Annotated in this window: 28 protein-coding genes; 1 reads left to right on the top strand and 27 read right to left on the bottom strand. The window is 33.5% G+C overall.

Annotated features, from left to right (window positions below):
• Window positions 1–56: 56 nt before the first annotated feature.
• The 7 genes from ACTYA4_RS17960 to ACTYA4_RS17930 all read right to left on the bottom strand — a co-directional run bounded on the left by ACTYA4_RS17960 (window position 57) and on the right by ACTYA4_RS17930 (window position 5,309).
• A complete protein-coding gene (locus ACTYA4_RS17960; protein WP_443481648.1) occupies window positions 57–662 on the bottom strand; it encodes a DUF4145 domain-containing protein in 606 nt (201 codons plus the stop codon).
• A gap of 442 nt (window positions 663–1,104) precedes the next feature.
• Complete coding sequence (locus tag ACTYA4_RS17955; protein ID WP_445505775.1) at window positions 1,105–1,518, bottom strand: hypothetical protein; 414 nt, start codon at window positions 1,516–1,518, stop codon at window positions 1,105–1,107.
• 178 nt (window positions 1,519–1,696) lie between these two features.
• Window positions 1,697–2,554 carry a DUF5677 domain-containing protein gene (locus tag ACTYA4_RS17950; protein ID WP_443481646.1) on the bottom strand — a complete coding sequence of 286 codons (858 nt, stop codon included), beginning with the start codon at window positions 2,552–2,554 and terminating at the stop codon, window positions 1,697–1,699.
• 420 nt (window positions 2,555–2,974) lie between these two features.
• Window positions 2,975–3,139 carry a hypothetical protein gene (locus tag ACTYA4_RS17945; protein WP_443481645.1) on the bottom strand — a complete coding sequence of 55 codons (165 nt, stop codon included), beginning with the start codon at window positions 3,137–3,139 and terminating at the stop codon, window positions 2,975–2,977.
• A gap of 536 nt (window positions 3,140–3,675) precedes the next feature.
• Window positions 3,676–4,044 (bottom strand): ArpU family phage packaging/lysis transcriptional regulator, encoded by a 369-nt coding sequence (locus ACTYA4_RS17940; RefSeq protein ID WP_443481723.1) that lies wholly within the window; start codon window positions 4,042–4,044, stop codon window positions 3,676–3,678.
• Between the two features lie 87 nt (window positions 4,045–4,131).
• Window positions 4,132–5,127, bottom strand: coding sequence for a DNA cytosine methyltransferase (locus ACTYA4_RS17935; RefSeq protein WP_443481644.1), 996 nt, complete (start codon window positions 5,125–5,127; stop codon window positions 4,132–4,134).
• A 20-nt stretch (window positions 5,128–5,147) separates the two neighbouring features.
• Window positions 5,148–5,309 (bottom strand): hypothetical protein, encoded by a 162-nt coding sequence (locus ACTYA4_RS17930; protein ID WP_443481643.1) that lies wholly within the window; start codon window positions 5,307–5,309, stop codon window positions 5,148–5,150.
• Between the two features lie 127 nt (window positions 5,310–5,436).
• On the opposite strand from ACTYA4_RS17930, the gene ACTYA4_RS17925 reads away from it, so the two are divergent.
• Window positions 5,437–5,985, top strand: coding sequence for a GrpB family protein (locus ACTYA4_RS17925; RefSeq protein ID WP_443481642.1), 549 nt, complete (start codon window positions 5,437–5,439; stop codon window positions 5,983–5,985).
• Window positions 5,986–6,045: 60 nt separating this feature from the next.
• On the opposite strand, the gene ACTYA4_RS17920 is transcribed toward ACTYA4_RS17925, so the two are convergent.
• The 20 genes from ACTYA4_RS17920 to ACTYA4_RS17825 form a co-directional block, all read right to left on the bottom strand.
• Entirely contained in the window at window positions 6,046–6,360 is a 315-nt protein-coding gene (locus ACTYA4_RS17920; RefSeq protein WP_443481641.1) for a hypothetical protein, read from the bottom strand.
• 19 nt (window positions 6,361–6,379) lie between these two features.
• Window positions 6,380–6,958 carry a dUTP diphosphatase gene (locus ACTYA4_RS17915; RefSeq protein WP_443481640.1) on the bottom strand — a complete coding sequence of 193 codons (579 nt, stop codon included), beginning with the start codon at window positions 6,956–6,958 and terminating at the stop codon, window positions 6,380–6,382.
• Between the two features lie 124 nt (window positions 6,959–7,082).
• Window positions 7,083–7,802: a 2-methylcitrate dehydratase gene (locus tag ACTYA4_RS17910; RefSeq protein WP_443481639.1), complete on the bottom strand. Its 720-nt coding sequence runs from the start codon at window positions 7,800–7,802 to the stop codon at window positions 7,083–7,085.
• A 1-nt stretch (window position 7,803) separates the two neighbouring features.
• Entirely contained in the window at window positions 7,804–8,232 is a 429-nt protein-coding gene (locus tag ACTYA4_RS17905) for a RusA family crossover junction endodeoxyribonuclease (protein WP_443481638.1), read from the bottom strand.
• Window positions 8,233–8,237: 5 nt separating this feature from the next.
• On the bottom strand, window positions 8,238–8,438 hold the full coding sequence (locus tag ACTYA4_RS17900; RefSeq protein ID WP_443481637.1) for a hypothetical protein: 201 nt from the start codon (window positions 8,436–8,438) through the stop codon (window positions 8,238–8,240).
• Window positions 8,435–8,701 (bottom strand): hypothetical protein, encoded by a 267-nt coding sequence (locus tag ACTYA4_RS17895; RefSeq protein WP_443481636.1) that lies wholly within the window; start codon window positions 8,699–8,701, stop codon window positions 8,435–8,437. Before ACTYA4_RS17895 ends, ACTYA4_RS17900 begins: the two co-directional genes overlap by 4 nt.
• Window position 8,702: 1 nt before the next feature.
• Complete coding sequence (locus ACTYA4_RS17890) at window positions 8,703–8,969, bottom strand: hypothetical protein (RefSeq protein ID WP_443481635.1); 267 nt, start codon at window positions 8,967–8,969, stop codon at window positions 8,703–8,705.
• On the bottom strand, window positions 8,962–9,138 hold the full coding sequence (locus ACTYA4_RS17885; RefSeq protein ID WP_445505774.1) for a hypothetical protein: 177 nt from the start codon (window positions 9,136–9,138) through the stop codon (window positions 8,962–8,964). The genes ACTYA4_RS17890 and ACTYA4_RS17885 overlap by 8 nt, the downstream gene beginning before the upstream one ends.
• Window position 9,139: 1 nt before the next feature.
• Window positions 9,140–9,988, bottom strand: coding sequence for an ATP-binding protein (locus ACTYA4_RS17880; protein ID WP_443481633.1), 849 nt, complete (start codon window positions 9,986–9,988; stop codon window positions 9,140–9,142).
• Window positions 9,989–10,001: 13 nt separating this feature from the next.
• Window positions 10,002–10,517, bottom strand: a complete 516-nt coding sequence (locus ACTYA4_RS17875; protein ID WP_443481632.1) for a DnaD domain protein — start codon at window positions 10,515–10,517, stop codon at window positions 10,002–10,004.
• On the bottom strand, window positions 10,501–10,827 hold the full coding sequence (locus ACTYA4_RS17870) for an HTH domain-containing protein (protein WP_443481631.1): 327 nt from the start codon (window positions 10,825–10,827) through the stop codon (window positions 10,501–10,503). The genes ACTYA4_RS17875 and ACTYA4_RS17870 overlap by 17 nt, the downstream gene beginning before the upstream one ends.
• Before the next feature lie 101 nt (window positions 10,828–10,928).
• Complete coding sequence (locus tag ACTYA4_RS17865; RefSeq protein WP_443481630.1) at window positions 10,929–11,096, bottom strand: hypothetical protein; 168 nt, start codon at window positions 11,094–11,096, stop codon at window positions 10,929–10,931.
• Complete coding sequence (locus ACTYA4_RS17860; RefSeq protein ID WP_443481722.1) at window positions 11,089–11,829, bottom strand: PD-(D/E)XK nuclease-like domain-containing protein; 741 nt, start codon at window positions 11,827–11,829, stop codon at window positions 11,089–11,091. Before ACTYA4_RS17860 ends, ACTYA4_RS17865 begins: the two co-directional genes overlap by 8 nt.
• Window positions 11,830–11,845: 16 nt before the next feature.
• Window positions 11,846–12,730 carry a hypothetical protein gene (locus tag ACTYA4_RS17855; RefSeq protein ID WP_443481629.1) on the bottom strand — a complete coding sequence of 295 codons (885 nt, stop codon included), beginning with the start codon at window positions 12,728–12,730 and terminating at the stop codon, window positions 11,846–11,848.
• Window positions 12,730–12,903, bottom strand: a complete 174-nt coding sequence (locus tag ACTYA4_RS17850; RefSeq protein WP_443481628.1) for a hypothetical protein — start codon at window positions 12,901–12,903, stop codon at window positions 12,730–12,732. Before ACTYA4_RS17850 ends, ACTYA4_RS17855 begins: the two co-directional genes overlap by 1 nt.
• A 106-nt stretch (window positions 12,904–13,009) precedes the next feature.
• Entirely contained in the window at window positions 13,010–13,165 is a 156-nt protein-coding gene (locus ACTYA4_RS17845) for a DUF6906 family protein (RefSeq protein WP_443481627.1), read from the bottom strand.
• An 11-nt stretch (window positions 13,166–13,176) separates the two neighbouring features.
• Window positions 13,177–13,398 (bottom strand): YqaI family protein, encoded by a 222-nt coding sequence (locus ACTYA4_RS17840; protein ID WP_445505773.1) that lies wholly within the window; start codon window positions 13,396–13,398, stop codon window positions 13,177–13,179.
• Entirely contained in the window at window positions 13,388–13,774 is a 387-nt protein-coding gene (locus ACTYA4_RS17835; protein WP_443481626.1) for a hypothetical protein, read from the bottom strand. The genes ACTYA4_RS17840 and ACTYA4_RS17835 overlap by 11 nt, the downstream gene beginning before the upstream one ends.
• A 391-nt stretch (window positions 13,775–14,165) precedes the next feature.
• Window positions 14,166–14,420, bottom strand: coding sequence for a hypothetical protein (locus tag ACTYA4_RS17830; protein ID WP_443481625.1), 255 nt, complete (start codon window positions 14,418–14,420; stop codon window positions 14,166–14,168).
• Entirely contained in the window at window positions 14,417–14,641 is a 225-nt protein-coding gene (locus ACTYA4_RS17825) for a helix-turn-helix domain-containing protein (protein ID WP_443481624.1), read from the bottom strand. Before ACTYA4_RS17825 ends, ACTYA4_RS17830 begins: the two co-directional genes overlap by 4 nt.
• Between the last annotated feature and the right edge of the window lie 113 nt (window positions 14,642–14,754).

The following is a 14,754-nucleotide window of genomic DNA, read 5'->3' as shown; positions in this document are numbered from 1 at the left end:
ACTTTTCAACAATAAAAAGACATCCAATATGAATATGGATATCTTGAGTCAATACTTTATGTGTGCTTAGCCATTCTACCTGGCATTTCATAAACAAAACGCAATAACATTTCAGAAAATGTTAGTAATTCTTCTGCATCTTCTTTAGTTGAATTTGGTAATTCATGAGTTGCTTCATTTCCTTTTTTTCTAATATGATCTACCCACGAATCTCTTTCGGGTGGAAGATAATGATTATCTTTAAGATAGGAAACATATTGTATGAATTTTTTTCCTTCTTCTGCACCTTTTGATACAGCAATATTCATTAATAATTTCCTGCAAGATAATACTGCTGAAGTATAAGCATTTACAGCTATACAATTTCTAGCTTCATTATAAATACTATTAATATTCTCTGGAAGAAACTCAATATCCTGACCTAACATTGGTCCAGGCACTTGCTCCATTATCCTTCCTCCAAAGGCATCCTTGAGTAAATAAGTGGGTTTATTACAATTAGGACATATGTATATTTCCCCTGATGTTGCACCTGTATATCTGTCAGTTACGCATTCATACCCTATCGAAGGGCCAATATCCTTCCCACAATGGCCACATAAATACGATACTCCTTGTATTAAGGAAACATTTTTCCATTCTCCATCTAATATTTTTGCCATAAAACCTCTCCCTTCCACCTAATTATCAAAGAAAGGAAGCAAGTACACAATTCTTTATCGTTCACCAAATAACGACAATAACTGCACTTTAAATGCTTGCTCTACATATATATTATTTCTTTTCTTTTCTTTTCTTTTCTTTTGTGTACTTAATGCATACATAAACCATAGTTAATGTTTACATGATGTCAGCAGAACGATTGTTAATGTTAACAATAACCCTAGTTAATGTATGCAGAAACAATCCAGTTATTGTAAACACCCTGAAATCATGATAAAAAACATTTCGTATAGTATCTAGTAGATATTTTGAGTATCTTTAAGTATTCGTTAGTTATTTATCAACTTATTTAAAGTAAGTAATATCACTTACTAAAAGTAATAAATGATTATATCAACGTTTTGGTTTTTGACATAGAAAAAGCACTCCCGAAGGAATACTTTACTGACCGAACATATCTTTTGCTAATTTACTTGTTAACCTTTTTATTTCCTGGGATGCCTCAATCTCTAGTTTTTGTATTAAATCGATTTCTCCACTTTTCATAGCTTCTAAACCAAATTTCATGGTCTTTTCTTCTATATAATCAACATATTTCTGATAAGTATCTCTTAACTTTTGTCCATCTGCTTCAAATCCTGTTGGAATCTCAAGTATATGGATTTCACTTTGAATAATCCTGAAATCATCAGTTTTAAGAAGCCAAGCTTTCTTTAACTTATCTACATCTTCCTGAGTTCTTAATTGAAACTTTTTAGGAATTTCCGCATACTCTTCTGCAACCTTTTTTAATTGTTCGCCCAATTCGGAAAGTTTTTTAGCATAATTCTGTTTTGTTATTGACATATCATCCACCTCCCTTCCTCCTAATTATCAGAGAAAGGTAAAATAGGTACAAGATCCTATCGTTCGCCAATTACCGACAAATTACGCAATACTCATGCTCCATCCTTTTTAAATGTATAATAAATCTATTAAAACAAAATAAACTAAATCTCCTCAAAAGAAAAAGCACCCATAAAACGAGTACTTCTTACAGCATAAGGCCTATTCCTTCCTTTTTAAATTGACCCTGTAATGTAATTAAAGGTATCAATCCATAAGATATATGACATAGTTTATTATACTGAATTTCAGTTATAGTTTTTTCTTTTATGTTTAACAATTTATTAAAATCTGGAAAAAAATCAAATAATAAACCGATTAATGAAAATATCATTAAATCCAATTCATATAAATATGGGTGCAAATTAACAATTTTTTCTCCAGAATCATTTAAAAAATAATACTTATTGAAATGACCTGAAGAAGTATGTGTATCTAAACAAAGATTTTTATAAGTTGTTTTGTATAAATACTCCATATCTACATCAATTGCCATTTGTTTTATTTCAAAATACTTTTCTACTTTAGGTTTTCCTGTATTAGCATTCCAAGTAGGAGTAAAACCTAAAGCAGTTATTTCATTCTTCAACTTCTCTATATTATTTTCTAACTCTTCTTTACTAAAAAAATGCATAAAATCTGGCTTATCTACATTTTCTAAATTATATTTGTTCATTTCAATAGTCTTAAATTTTTCATAAGCTTTTGAATAACGTATAAATTCATTAGCATCATTTTTAAGCTTTTTAATTAATACTACTAATTCAAACAAGCTTCTCATAAGGATTCTTGCTGATACTACATCTCCTGTATTAAATAATGTATTAATTGATTTTAAACTATTAATTGTTTTTATAAATAGAACCAATGCTCTTTCTTGTATTTCATTTTTAGGCTCTATTTCTTTAATTGTATTAATATAAAAGTCATCTAAATATGTGATTACAAAATCATTAAAAAATGGTTTTAACTTACTATTTATAGGACTAAAATTTAATATTTCCAAAAGTACTCTCTCCCTTCGTCCAATTAATTATGAACTAGTGAGAAAATAGGTACAATACCCTATCTTTCGTCAAATAACGACAAAAATAGCATCCATAATTAATAGATGCCCATTTTGTTCTATCTGCCTTTTATTTGAATATACTTTCATTGTCATAAAAAAATAAAAAAGGCAGGTAATAAATTATGCGTTTGATATCTTTAATACTGAAAATTATGGGTAAGCTTTTATCCCCGAGTAATATTAACATCACCATAATCTATATTAAAGTCAAACAGTAATTATTTAAGAACGGTGCTCTCCCGAAGCACTGTTCTTTTTTCTTTTCTCTACAATGTATGCAGTTGCCATCAAAAATATAATTTATTTTGTTTTAAGGGTCAACATATTTTTTATGAATTATCATTTTCTCTCCATAGCTCATCCACGACCACGCTTATATCTATCCCTATCCCTATCCATTCCCATTATATTAACCCAAATTACCTTTTCTTCTTTTGGCTGCTTATTACGTTTCTTTTTCTTCTTTCTCATCTTTTCAAGTTGTCTCAGCTGGTCTGCATTAAGATGATTGGCTATTTTCATATCATCACCTTCTTAAATAGTTATCAGACTTACAGAATTGGATTATATAACGTTTTAAATAGATTCATATACAAATGTATTAATTTATTAAAAATCGTTAATATTGACAAATAACGACGGGTTTTTACACAAGCCATTTTCTATCTAAACAAAACAGAATTAGTTCCATCCTGTTTACAAAGAAAATAGGGTTTCATTTTCCGATGAATCATCCAGGAGTACGCTTGATATTCAGGAAAAAGTCGGCCATTATTGCACCCTTCCCTCGAAAGTGGAATCTCACCAACTTTCTACCCCATAGCTATCGCACGCAATACTGCTAGACTCCAGTTACTACTCCTGTTCAGCTGGTAACCTTCATAGTCATTCGATACACCCGAGTACGTCTTGATAAGGGAAAGGCGCTTCTCCCCTCAACTAAGTAACTAGCTGATAAGAAAATCTTACCTTTTTAGGAAATTAAAATAGTCCCCTGTTTTGTCCTATGTTTTATCCTATATTTTGTCGGGTTTTTGTCGGGAAATAAAGAACAGCACCTAGATTATTCTAAGTGCTGTAGCTATAAGGTTTATGGCATACTTTTTGTGTATGTAGTATTGGTCTTTGGTGAGTCCTAAATCTAAATACACATCAATATCTTTTACTCTATGGTTTCCTAAATATTTTCGTTGTATTATATCTCTCTCTATTTCATCCAGTGCATTTTCCATAGCACGGTCAATTTGTTTAACAAATAAGAATTTCTCATTTTCATGGTCGTTAAGCATTGGGAAGAGTTGTTCTATCCCTTCCTTATCTTGTTCTGTTTTATTTTCAACTGCCACTTTATATGCTTTATAATGTTTTAATTGACGCGCAACTACTCTTCTTATCTCTTTGTCGTCCACAGTTTGAAAGAAGGACATTTGTTTCAAGACGACTCCCCCCATGTGTTATAATTAATTTGCCGATTAAATTAGAACTGGGAGGAATCTCAGTTTTTTTATTTTTATTTAACATATTATCTCTAATTGCCCTTCAAAATTTGATACAAAACCTTCTTCTGTTTTTATAAATTCTTCATTCAATAATACTTCGAATATTGCTTCTAAAACATTTACAACAATGCTATTGCCGGCCTGTTTATAAAGTATTCCGTTTGTGCATCCTTTTCTCGTTGGATGCTCTGCTACTACATTGTTATAATCCCCATCATCAAAACCCATTAATCTCCAACATTCTCTTTCAGTAAGCAATCTGTATTTGCCATTTCCAATCGGTACTATTCCACTGTTAGGGCACCTATTTTGTTTTGTAGTAATAGTCCATACATAATCTTTTATTGGCTGCAATCTCCCGGCAAAGGAACCACTATTGTTATGACCAATTCTGCTTAACATTGATGGAGTTTTTATTGTATATTTTTCATCCACATCTTTTTCTAAAAACTCATTGATATCTCTCATTTGCTTCTTTTTCAACTTAGAAAAATCAAATTTATCTTTACCTAATATTGATATGGTAAAAACCCTTTCTCTTTTCTGAGGTATGCCAAAATCCATTGCATTTAAAACATCATAATTACTCGTATATCCTAATCTAGTCATTTCATTAAGGTATTTGCTGAAAGAATGAATCATATCCTTATCTAAGACACCTTTTACATTCTCCCAGACTACGAATCTAGGTTTCCAAACTCCAAGATTTTCTATAATCTTTAATGTTTCCCACATTAACGAACTTCTTGTTTTATCTTCATCATTGCCACCTAATCTTTTTCCGGCACGAGAGAAGTCCTGGCATGGTGATCCATGAACCAAAATATCTGGTTTAAGATTATATCCAACAACAGATTGTGGCTGATATTTATTTTCATATAATGCGTTATATGTTCTAACTGATTTTTCATCTATTTCTACATAATCAATTGCTTTATGGTTAACAGCAAGATTAATTAATGCTTTTCTTGGAGCACCAATACCTCCAAACAGTTCAAGGATTTTAATCAAATTATCACTCCTTCCCTGTTTTATTGTTTAATCCCATACTTTTCTTTCAAATACTCAACTTGATTCGTAACCTTCTCCAGTATGCGTTTTTCAACAAGAATATCTTTTTCCGTTGCACCTGGTCGTTTTATATAATGCTGCAAGGCATGTTTTATAATTTGAAGTTTTTTGTATTCAGACAATAACATCATCCTTCCCTGTTTTTTCGTACTGTGACGCAAAACTTTTTAATATGATTGAAGAGTCTGCTAAAATTTAGACATCACTGTTGCAATTATTAACATCTATCTAACTAAAAGGAGCTCTTTAATGATTAAAAAAAATGATGAAAATAATTGGCCTGTTTGGGCTACTGAATCAATTGAAATAGCAAGCCCAGATCCAAATTGGTTATCCAAGGGATTACAAGAAAAAAGAATGCTTAATGAACTTCTCTCTCCCTTAGGAATACACGAGATTGAACATTACGGCAGTACATCTATCCCTCAATTACCATCTAAGCCCATCATAGATCTAATGGCAAAAGTTTATACTTTTAACAAAATAGATGACATAGCTTTGCTTTTGGCTGACTTCGACTGGCATTACGTTCCTCCTCATTTAGATAATCGTCCTTGGCAACGGTTCTTTGTAAAGGTTAAAAATGAAAAACGTGTTGCCCATCTTCACTTTTTACTTGATGAAGAAGTTCGCTGGGATAAGCAACTATTATTTCGTGATATATTGAGAAATAATAAACAACTTACAATGGAATATGCACATCTAAAAACAACACTTGCTATTGAATTCCGTAATAGCCGAGAAGAATATACTTCAGCAAAAACAGACTTTATAAACCGTGTTCTTAAATTCAAATAGTAACGATATAGACAACCAAATACACCTGTTTGTTAATCAATTTTGTTGCACAGTAATTGTCTAAAGATCATCAACCCATCTTCTCGCATGAGCTTTTTCTAAATTCAATCCCACATCTTGTAAAGGCAAGGTACTCGCTTTTTCAGGAGACATTTTTTGTTTTCTCACACGATGGATATAGGTAACATAGCTAATGCCGTTTTTCTTGCAAATATCTTTATGCTGAGACCATCCAGTATCATGTCGTTTCTTCGGTGGAATACTTCTAGCTTGTTCCCTTGTCCATCCCAATTTTCTAAATCGTGTTTCTAAAGTATGTGCGGATATTCCATTGTCTTCAGCGATTTCATAATCAATTGGTTGTAAGTATTCCATGATTAGGTCTCCTTTCTAATTAATAGCCATTCGCCTGGCGTTCATGATTCACTTGATTCTTTTCAAAATAAGCTTGTTCTATTTGCTCCCAAGTAAAGCCGAGCATATTTCCTAAACCTAAAAAATATTGAACTAAGATAATTAAGTTTTGTTCAGTTCTTATATTTTCAAATTCAGATACCAAGTAGTAGATATTCAAAAATTGATTATTTACATCTTCTAATTGACGACCATGATAGACTATCTTCTTAACTCCTTGTTCAATCATTAATTCCAACACAAAATGCAATCCGTCCACATATTCTTCGAGTAGTGGATTTTTTGGTTCTTCTATTCCTTCTCCATCACAATGAGGACAATTAATATAAATTCCATCAATCGGTTGATAAACTTCACCTATGCCATGACAAGTAAGACAAAGTATTTTAGTTCTCGGTTTCTGGTCCTTACTCCAAAACTTAAATCCACGCCATTCATTAGCGCATTCACCAAGCTCCACCAATAGAGCAAGGATTAACTTTTCAAACCGATCTTCACCTTGATAATTGATTCGTTCACGTAATATTTTTTGTGTTTCAAATAACTTAGATAAGTTCATTTAATAACTCTCCATCCTTTCTTCAACTTTTTACATAACTCATACCATCGCAACGGCTCATACAGATAAACGGCTCTCCCCTCCTCCATTCGGAAAAGGAGAGTCCATTTTGGTTTGCGTGCCATTAAGCAGCTCCGTCTTGATCAGTGTCTTCTTTAGATTGCTCACTTTCTTCTGATTGCTGTTCACTTTCATCAGAATCTTGTTCACTATCTTCATTTTTCTGTTCGTTTTCTTCACTTTCTGTTTCGACTTCTTCTTTTTCCGTTTCCGCAGCCACTTCATTTCCTTCTTTCCAATTCCACCAAGCTTCAGCAAGTGGAGCTACTTCTTTTCGGTACTCGTCAATTAAATCAGCAACTTTTTCTGAAGGAATTTTCAATTCTTTGGACAACTTAATAAAAGAATCACCTTCCACTTTTCTTTTCACAATATCAACAAAGTTTACTGGATATCCTTCTAAATGAGGTGCTAATCCTTCTAAAATGAATTGATCAATATGTTCACGATCAATTTCTTTTTTCTCTTCTTTCGTCTGAACCTTTTCTTCCGGCAAATCAAGATCAGCTTCTAATTGTTCAGCTTGCGGTTTTACTTGTTCCACAATCCCATCATTGTTGACTTTATATTCTGTTAAAGGACGGTTTGTTTGAGCGTTTAAAGTCACATTATAGCTAACTACAGTGGATTCAATTTGAATCTCTGCCTTTTCATCAATCATTTCAGCAAGCTTGTCCAAGTGTCCCTTTAAAGCAGAATCACTCACTTCTAATACAATTTCTTTTACACCTTTTGGCTTAAGGTTGATTTTTTTGATTAACGCTTTGAAATCTACATATGACATGTTACATTCCCCCTAATATTGGTTTAATGGTTACTTCAATTCTTGGATTTTGGCTATACCACTTGCTAACATGTAAATCAACAACTTGGCTATCGTCTTTCCATATCACCGCCTTTAAAGCGTCCTTTATTCCTTTGACAAAATTATCAACATCCGGCTTGGTAAGTGGTCTTAATTCACCAGCTTCAGCAGCCATCGTTTTCTTCTTAGAAAAACTTTTTAAAGATGACTTGAACACCTTTACTTCTAATGCAAGTGGACCTTCTAAAAGTGCTGGTGGTCTATAATCCGATGCTACTAACTTTACATATTGCTTAAAATCCTTTGATTTCTTCGGATCATACGCTCGAGTAAAACCACCTTGATTGCTAAAACGTGGTCTACCTTGTGCGACTGGTTCCCCATAAACTGTAAAAGAAATATTGCTCATAATTTTCAATCCACCTTACTCCAAGGGATTTGTTCAACTATCATCATGTATTTATCGCGATGTTCATATTGGATACGTTTAGATTTATCTAGACAATAATATTTGTCTGTTTCTTCTTTGATAGACTTATAATGATGTACGCATAAAGGAACAAGTGCCCATGTGTTGCTTGCTTTTTCAAAACAATAAGGATAACAACATTTCATAATTTCTTCGCACCCTTTCTGTTTATTTTTCTTTCTTTTGCTAAATGGATAACAGCTAATATAATCTCGTCTGGATCACGCTTTAACCACTTGGCAATAGGCTCTAAATCTCTGTAATTTGTGTACCACTTTGCTATTTCAATGAGTTCACTTTCATAAAACTCAAAATCACAATCTTCAAGGATGGTTATCTTTGGGTCACTTCTCGCTTTGTTATCTTTTTTATAATTGTATGGTGATGATCTATTTCTTTGTTTAACCACATCACATAACAGCCTTTTTGTAAGCTTCGTAGGTTTGTTTAGTAATTTTTAATTCTTCTTCCAGCTGCTTCACTTGTTCTGCCAATGCCAAATTTTCTTTGGCTATTTTCATGTAATTGATAAAACTTGTTTTATTTTTCATCTCACGCATTACTTTGTGTTGCTTTTCAATATATTTATAGATTTTCAGTAACAGGTGCTTATGCCTTGCTTTTGAATCTTGTAGCAAGAAAAGCAAATCCTCTTTAATTTCTTGCTGATTATGCATGTTCTTTCACCATCTTCATTTCATATTTTGCTAATGCTTGATATAAAGATTCCAACCGATTATTCCTTTCCTCTACTGTTTCTGGAGGACAGATAGAACAAGGTGATGTTCTTACAGAAAAGGAATCAATGGAATGGATTACCCTACTGCCGCCGCATGTTTCACACATATTAACCAATCCTTTTCTTTTTTCGGTAATCATCCGTAAACAAATCAATAAATTTTGTATTGTCATACATTCTGCTGAATGCGCGTTTTCCGATAATTTCTCCCAACGACGAATCATCTAAATTTGTTGTGAATACTGTTGATTTTTTAGAACGAGCATTTATTAAACTTGTCCATTCAGATACAGTCCAGGACACTTCACTTTGTTTCTTTGTCTCCAATCCAACATCATCAATTACAACCACATCAAAGCTTATAAATTCATTCATAAGAATCTCTTTATGGCGATCGTGACCAAATGTACTCTTTATCATTTCAAACAACTCTGTTGCTTCAATAAAGGCTGTAGATAAATTCTTTTCATACGCTGTTTTAGCGATAGCTTTAGCTAAATGACTTTTTCCTGTACCAGTTGACCCCATCATCAAACAATTAAGGGTTAAGTCTCCTTTGATAAGCTCTTTTGTGAACCACTTCGCTTCTTCTAAAGCTTTACTTACAATGAGATTGCAAGGTTCGTAGTTTCTAAAGCCGCATTGATCATCTGACTTAATGTGATACCAACGAGCATGAAGAGTTTGTTTTCTTTGAGCGAGCATTTCATTTGTGATTTCAGATGCCTGTACTCCTTTTATGCATCCAGAACAAATCTCAGAAAACCGATAACTCTTTTGTTGTCCATCTTGTTCATATGTCCATGCCATCACATTAGGTAATCCACATCTAATACAGTTCTCTTTAATTGTTTTAACATTCTGTACTTTTTCTTTAAGGGAAGGCCTTACTTTAAACAGCAAGTCTTCAGTACGTTTAATTCCTAGTACGTCTAATAAGTGAACGAACTCAGACATTCGAACCACTCCTTTATATCAAATCAGGATCATTCTGAATTTCTTCAATAAGCCTTTGTTTATCTTCTTCCGTGAATTGAATGGCAGCCTGTCTTTTTTTGCTTTCTTCACCTTGCTCAAAGATTGACCGTTTCGCTTTACCAGTTCGTTTTTCTTCAAACTTGCGGTTATAGGCTTGTACATCTGCTAAAGTAAATAGCTGCATATCGTGATACTTTTTAATAATTGCCTTCACATAACTAGGCGGATTATTAGGAACATGTTTCCTAGCTTCCTTAATCACTTCGCAAATTATCGCTTCAGGTTCTTGGAAAAATGATTTATCATTATCAATCCAAAAATTGAATTCTTCGATTAACATTGGTGATGGAAAACCGAATGATTTTTCATATTCTAAAAATGGATTTTGTTCCACCATAACAACCTCGTTTTCTTTTTTTATCTTGTTGTTGTTTTCTTTATCATGTTTTATTTCTTTATCTTTCTTTTTCTTATTAGACACGACACTTTTGTCATGTCTCTCTACCAAATTTGTCGTGTCTCTCCTTAAGAGACATGCCATTTTTGTCGTCTCTCTTTTCCTCAGACACGACACTTTTGTCATGTCTGTTTTTATAAAATTTCTTCGAATTTTTCACTTTGAAAATATCCCCATATGGTGTTTTAACAGATTGTATATATCCATAATCTTTAAGCCTTGAAATATTTCTTTGGATTGTCCTTTCACTTGTACCAATGTCCTCAGCAATTTCAGATAGTTTTATAGGTTTTCCACCAAGAACAATGCCCCAAGTTTCTCCTTCATCATCCTTCACTTCTTTTGTTGTCTTAGCGATCATCCAGAGAAACTCCCATAAGGCGTTACCTATATTTTCTTTATGCCGAGGTGAAAAGAGTCCCGTGTGTACAGGAAAATAAAAGGCTTCGGGCATTGTCTCACCTACTTTCTTTTGCAGACTGCCATACCGTTATGAACAGTTTTAACTTTAAGTTGTGGATAACGCTGCATGTATTGAAGAATAAGTTCTTTAAGATGTTCAGCATCCTTTGCTTCTTCCCACAGTCGTTCTGGAAGAACAACATGAGTAGGAACGTCATAGTCATACATGGATTAACACACCAATTTCCATTGTGTCTGACAGCTTTTTTACCGTTCTGCAATAATTGCATTTACCACATCTTATTGGTTCGACTTTTTCTTGTTTAAGTTGTAAAAATCGTTCCATTTTCATTTCTATATATTCATACTCAAAAGCAAAACGAGATTCATCAAAATGCAAAACCGCTTTATTTGGAGGACTTTCTTTCGTAACGGCCACAATATACGGGTTGTAAGTCCTACCTAAGTTTTCTTGAATAACCCGTTTATACATAGCCATTTGTAGCACATAATCCCATGCTTCAATAAAAGATACCCATTCATCATATTTCGTACTCCAGTACCGTTTATGTAGGTCTTGTGTTGTTTTTAAATCAGAAAAGGTACTTCGGCTATGATTAATGGAATCCACTTTAATTTTCCAAGGAGATCCGTAAAGATTGGCTGTATAGATAACTTCTTTTTCTCCTTCTAAAGCAAAGAGAGCAAATTTATCATCCTTAATCGTTTCAATCATACGGTCCGCTGTTTCAAAGTCAGAGTACTTACCACCTCGCGGCTTAAAAATTGCTCCGTTATTTTCTTCAACAAATTGTTTGAATGCTTCATCACTTTCAAATGCTGCATGTACATAAGAACCAACTAATAAGGCATTGGAGAAGGGCTGTTTATATTCACCCTTCAACTTCGCCATTGTCCGTGCCTCGCACTCTACAAAGCTTTTAAACTGGGAAACTGACATATATTCACGATCAGCTTCAATCGAATGATAGTTTTCCCTGTTCAACTGGAGGCTTGTCTTCTTTTCCTTTGTCATCAGACTTCACCTCTTCCTTTTCCTTAAAGGACTCTGATAAGGAACCGCTGCCCTCTTTTTTGTTTTTGGCAGCTTTATCAAACCAATCATCCACTTTACTCATGCCGTCTTTAATGGAATTGAAAATCTTGCCTAAATCATTCAGATCACGTTCAGTGAAAGCAGATACGTTATATCCGAAATGCTCTTCAATCTGTTCTTGTGTTACACGGTGTTTTTCTTTGAACATCTTTAATGCAGCACTCAAACGCTCTTTAAACGGTTTTGGATTATTCCCTTGCATGGTTCGGTTACATTCCTCAATCGCTCTGTCTACTATGTCCCCTGGGATGATACTTAAAATACAAGCTCTTACCCTTCGGGAACCTTGGTTGGCAACCAACTCATAGATATCACGTGGATCATCAAGTTTTTTAATACTTCCTCTTGCTTTTCGAGAATGCGGAACAGTAAATATCTTTTCTTGTCTTACATTGGTTTCTAAATCCCATGCATATGCCATAGCAACTGATTCACCAGCACGTTGCTCTAATTCTTTTACTCCAAATGATAAGTTCCCCCAGTTTTGGGCCAACACTTCAGCTAATCGAATAGATGGACCTTCTACCTTAGTTCCTCCACGTGGATAGCTATAGACTGCTTGTTCAGCTAACGCTTGACGTTTGCAATTATCCAGAATGCGCTTCTCAGCTTCAAAAATATTACGTGGAAATTGTTTAGCCATAAATATTTGCCCTTTCACTTCCTCCATTTCACGACTACTGGATGAATGAGCCAAAACACTAGGTTGCTGTTGCTGATTGAATTGTTCAGATAGTTCGTTCACTATTTTTCCTCCTTCAATTCGTCATCTAATTTTTCATACGTATCTAAAAGTTCTTCATAAAACTTGCTTCCAGAAAAAATACTGTTATGCTTTTCTAGGAAGCTATAAAACTGCTCCAATTTAGTGTTTTCAGGACTATAGACTGTACGATTACCTGTGTAGAAAAATGGCAATTTATAACCTCCTCTTGATTTTGCAAAGTATTTACCATAAAATATGGTTACGATTATTTTGAGGTAGTACTGTTTGATTAGATTCACTCTGCCAAGTGGGTCTTTTTCAATTTTTTGTAATCTTTCTAGTATCGCCAGTCCCCCTGTGAACTAAAGAGATATAATCACCATCATTTTTAAACACAAGCCAATTTTCTACGTTTAATCCAGCTGATTCGATGACCATTTTTTGACGACGAGTTGGTTTTTTACCTTGTTTCATAGCTTGTCCTCCTATTCAGCTTTCTTAAATTCAAATTCCAAAACTTCAATCAAGTAATCTTCCAAACTATCAACTAAAATTGTTTCTCCGTTATGGACCACTACTTCATCACCAACAAAGATTTCATTTCCGAAATAATCTGTACCAGCACTTGCTTTTTCAACTGGTTCAATATCTTTTGACGGATAGCCGGTATCGTTAATACGAGTGATCATCGGATGTTCAAGATTCATAAGTTTCATCACCTTCCGCCCACGATATTCTGAAGTTTAATGAAAGTAAAAATGGTGTAACCTCTACTTTGAAACCTAATTTCGTATAGTGCATGCTTACAACTTCCGTAAGAAAATACTCATTCCAAGTTGGATTATTAACCACTTGAATTAGAGCATTTAAATAACCTTCGCTTGCTCTCTCTTCAATCTTTTTGTTTGCTTGAATAATGAATTGCTCTTTCATTGATACAGCGATTTTATGACTATTTTCTTTTGATTTGATTCTCATTTGTGCTGCGTTCATTACTTTCACCCTTTCATTTACTTTTTCCAACACAACACCATTTCCAACTGCTTCTAATGCTGATAAATCAGTTGCTAAATAGTTATTCATTTACTTCACACCTTTCGCATATTTAGATGATTTAACAATCTTTATATATCGATCAGCCGGCTCTAATTGAAACCATTCAGATGGTTTGATTTTCATATATTTCACCCTTCCACACTTATTGACGTTGCTACCGTCTTTTCAGCTATCAGTTCTATCACTAACCGTCATTGGCTCGGTTAACAGCTCTTTGATTAGTAAGTTTGAAAAAAAGTAATTGCTAATTTTTGATTTCTTTTAAATGGTTATCTAAGCAAATTTCACTTTGTTTAGTTGCCCAAATTGCTATATTAATTCTGTTTTTTGAGTACATAAGCACTGAAAATTCAATAAACATTTCAGCTTTCTCCAAGAGCATGAATATCACCACCTATTGAGTCGGTTGTTCCTTAATTCACATAATTAGAAATTGTTCTGCTTCTCTTGCTGGAAAGTACCACTTCCCTCCTACTCTGTGTTTAGGAAACCTTTTATCATAAAAAAACTTATCTTTGATGCTGTTCTCGCTCATGTTGGTTTGTTTTATGAGCTCCTTCATGTCCCAAAAAGTACAGCGATTTTCTATTTCTTGAAGTCTTTTATTTAACTCTTGGAGAAATTGCTGTTCAACAAATTTTTCATCAATGTTGATACTGATCAATTCAATCACTCCACAACTTGTATTTCCGTCATTTTTAACACATTTAAATCCATGTCAATACATGAAGCTATTTTGTATAGTGATTCTGTACTTGGCATATATCTTCCATTCTCAATATCTGAGATGTAGTTTCTAGATAGGCCTGTTTCTTCTGAAATAATGATTTGAGTAAGTTTTTTCTCTTTACGCTTTGCTTTAATAAGAGCACCTAACTTTTTTTTGTCTAACATGTTATCACCTCCAGTTGTTACTCTTAATTTGTATAACTGAATTGCATTGTATTCACGACAATGTGTAAAAGTCCAAAAAACTTTAAAATTAAGCATATTTGAGCAAATAGAAG

It is taken from the genome of Niallia yueguangensis (assembly GCF_052663115.1).
The sequence above is the reverse complement of the archived record's forward strand: the minus strand, read 5'-3'. Positions and strand labels throughout refer to the sequence as shown.